The sequence below is a fragment of the Clostridium thermobutyricum DSM 4928 genome (genome assembly GCF_002050515.1).
Classification (GTDB): domain Bacteria; phylum Bacillota; class Clostridia; order Clostridiales; family Clostridiaceae; genus Clostridium; species Clostridium thermobutyricum.
Genome location: NZ_LTAY01000009.1, coordinates 1 through 955, shown reverse-complemented (window position 1 = coordinate 955; position 955 = coordinate 1). Strand labels below are relative to the sequence as shown.

Below are 955 nucleotides of genomic sequence, written 5' to 3'. Positions count from 1 at the left end.
TTGCTATCATTTAGTTGAGCACTCTAGCGAGACTGCCCGGGTTAACCGGGAGGAAGGTGGGGATGACGTCAAATCATCATGCCCCTTATGTCTAGGGCTACACACGTGCTACAATGGCCGGTACAGAAAGACGCGATACCGCGAGGTGGAGCAAAACTTTAAAACCGGTCTCAGTTCGGATTGTAGGCTGAAACTCGCCTACATGAAGCTGGAGTTACTAGTAATCGCGAATCAGCATGTCGCGGTGAATACGTTCCCGGGCCTTGTACACACCGCCCGTCACACCATGAGAGTTGGCAATACCCAAAGTTCGTGAGCTAACCGCAAGGAGGCAGCGACCTAAGGTAGGGTCAGCGATTGGGGTGAAGTCGTAACAAGGTAGCCGTAGGAGAACCTGCGGCTGGATCACCTCCTTTCTATGGAGAAATCTAGCAAACAAGAAGTTTGACTAGTAAATAAAAAATTCGGAAAAGACGAATTTCTTATTTAAAAGAAGGTTTCAGTTGTTTATATCTGTTCAGTTTTGAGAGATACATGATCTCTTAGTAATATGGGGGTATAGCTCAGTTGGGAGAGCACCTGCCTTGCACGCAGGGGGTCAGGAGTTCGAATCTCCTTACCTCCACCATATGGGTCTATAGCTCAGCTGGTTAGAGCGCACGCCTGATAAGCGTGAGGTCGATGGTTCGAGTCCATTTAGACCCACCATTTGTTCTTTGAAAATTACACATGAAATTAAATTGTTGATACAACAAAGCCAAGAAAATGTATTTTAAATACTATTCTTTGTGACTAATTCAAGATTGTAAAATCTGAAACATGACTAATTAATAGGTCAAGCTACAAAGGGCGTATGGTGAATGCCTTGGCATCAGGAGCCGATGAAGGACGTGATAAGCTGCGATAAGCTTCGGGTAGGCGCACATAGCCAGAGATCCGAAGATTTCCGAATGAG

General features: G+C 45.8%; 2 tRNA genes and 2 rRNA genes. All 4 read left to right on the top strand.

Annotated elements, in window-relative coordinates:
- A 16S ribosomal RNA gene (locus CLTHE_RS00555) occupies positions 1-416 on the top strand; the annotation flags it as partial.
- 136 nt (positions 417-552) lie between these two features.
- Positions 553-628 (top strand) — tRNA-Ala (locus tag CLTHE_RS00550).
- A gap of 3 nt (positions 629-631) precedes the next feature.
- Positions 632-708, top strand: a tRNA-Ile gene (locus tag CLTHE_RS00545).
- Between the two features lie 125 nt (positions 709-833).
- Positions 834-955, top strand: a 23S ribosomal RNA gene (locus tag CLTHE_RS00540); the annotation flags it as partial.